Here is a 1,876-nt window from a genome sequence, read left to right as displayed (position 1 = left end):
TGTAGCAGCTATATAGAGATGCGACACTTGAGCAATTTAGAGATGCGACAGTCCCCGACTTTCACAGCTCATGCTCTCGCCAACTCGAAGCTGGAAAGGAAGGCTTGCGGCCTCAGCCTGGCGACAGACCGGGCTCGTTGGAGACCGTCATGCCTTGTCTCGTTACCTTGTCGCAGAACGAACTTCATCGCCTTGAAGCTATCCAGAAGATCCGTGAACGTCGGCTGAGCGTCGTCCAGGCGGCCGAGCTATTGCGATTGAGCCGCGCACAGGTTCACCGGCTGTTGCAAGCTTACGATCACGATGGCGCTGCTGGCCTTGCTTCGAAGAAGCGCGGCCGGCCGAGCAATCGTAGGCACACAGAGGATTTTCGTAACGAGGCACTCGACCTGGTACGCGAGCACTATGTCGACTTCGGACCGACATTGGCTGCCGAGAAGCTGCTCGAACGCCATCAGATAGGTATCAGCAAGGAGACGCTGCGGCAGTGGATGACAGAAGCCGGCATCTGGACATCACGGCGTGAGCGCAAACGCCAGCTCCATCAGCCGCGCGGCCGGCGCGACTGCCTCGGCGAGTTGGTGCAGATCGATGGCTCGCACCACTGGTGGTTCGAGAACCGCGGTCCCAAATGCGCCCTGCTCGTCTTTATCGACGATGCGACCGGCCAGCTGCTGCATCTGCGCTTTGCGGCATCGGAGAACACGTTCGACTATTTTCGTGCGGCCAAAGCGTATCTGAGCGACTGGGGCAAGCCGTTGGCCTTCTACAGCGACAAGCACGGCATTTTCCGCACGACACATGGTTCGGAGTTGGATCGGACCAGCGGCCTGACGCAGTTCGGCCGCGCGCTCTATGAGCTCAACATCGACATCATCTGTGCCAACACGCCCCAGGCCAAAGGACGTGTCGAGCGCGCCAACCAGACCCTACAGGACCGACTTGTGAAGGAGCTGCGCCTTCGCGGCATCAGCACGATCGAGGCGGGCAACGCCTTTGCGCCCGAGTTCATGGCGGATTTCAACACGCGTTTTGGCAAAGAGCCCCGCAATCCGAAGAACATGCATCGCCCCTTCGCCGATCACGAGCAGCTGGATGGCGCGATGTGCCATAAAGAGTTTCGCACCGTGTCGCAGGCTTTGACTCTACGGTACGACAAGGTCCTGTTCATCCTCGATCCGACCGCCTTGGCGAAGCGTCTTCCCGGCAAGAAGGTCGTGGTCTGCGACTATCCAGACGGCCGCCTCGAGGTAACTCATGACGGCATAGCGCTGCCCTACAGAACGTTCGACAAACTTCGCTCAGTGCACAGGACCGCGGTCGTCGAGAACAAACGTCTCGATGCAGCGCTGCTGATGGTTGCCGAGATGCAGGAAGGTCGGGAACTCAAGCGTAGCCAGCACGCTCCGCGGCGCACCGGCCAGACAGACCATATGTTCGGTATACCCGACGGTAGCGTAGGCAACGGCTATGTGAAGCGCGGCCGCAAGCCTGGGCGTCGGACGGATTTCATGAACGATCCCGCCGTGATCGCCCGGCGCGAACAGGCGCTGGCGAGGCTGGAAGCTGCTGAGTGATGATCTCGCGTGGACTCACCAGCAAGCGCGCTGGCAGAGGCTGTCGCCGCCCGACAGAGATTGGAATCTCTGGGCGTCGCTCTCAAAGCTAAAGCCGCAGAGATCTACTGGATCGCCCCCGATCGGGCTGCGCAATCCCGACCAGCGGCGCCCGATCGGGCGCTTTCGTCCGCGCCAAGACGGTGCGCTTTCACGTCGAAGCGACATTTCTACTTTGCTAGGAATCGAACGCCCCTACCCTATGAGTGTCGCATTTCTAACTTGCCAGCGCTGTCTCAACTCTAACTTGCTTTAACATC

The 1,876-nt window shown here is 59.9% G+C and carries 1 protein-coding gene; it reads left to right on the top strand.

Features of this window, described 5'->3' with window-relative positions:
- Positions 1–149: 149 nt before the first annotated feature.
- Positions 150–1,577 (top strand): ISNCY family transposase, encoded by a 1,428-nt coding sequence (locus tag AC0ZT5_RS35035; protein WP_488500151.1) that lies wholly within the window; start codon positions 150–152, stop codon positions 1,575–1,577.
- Positions 1,578–1,876 lie beyond the last annotated feature (299 nt).

It is taken from the genome of Mesorhizobium sp. CNPSo 4670 (genome assembly GCF_057784235.1).
The sequence above is the reverse complement of the archived record's forward strand: the minus strand, read 5'-3'. Positions and strand labels throughout refer to the sequence as shown.

Excerpts from the sequence above, each read along its gene's own strand:
- AC0ZT5_RS35035 (WP_488500151.1), top strand. The coding sequence starts at position 150 with ATGCCTTGTCTCGTTACCTTGTCGCAGAACGAACTTCATCGCCTTGAA.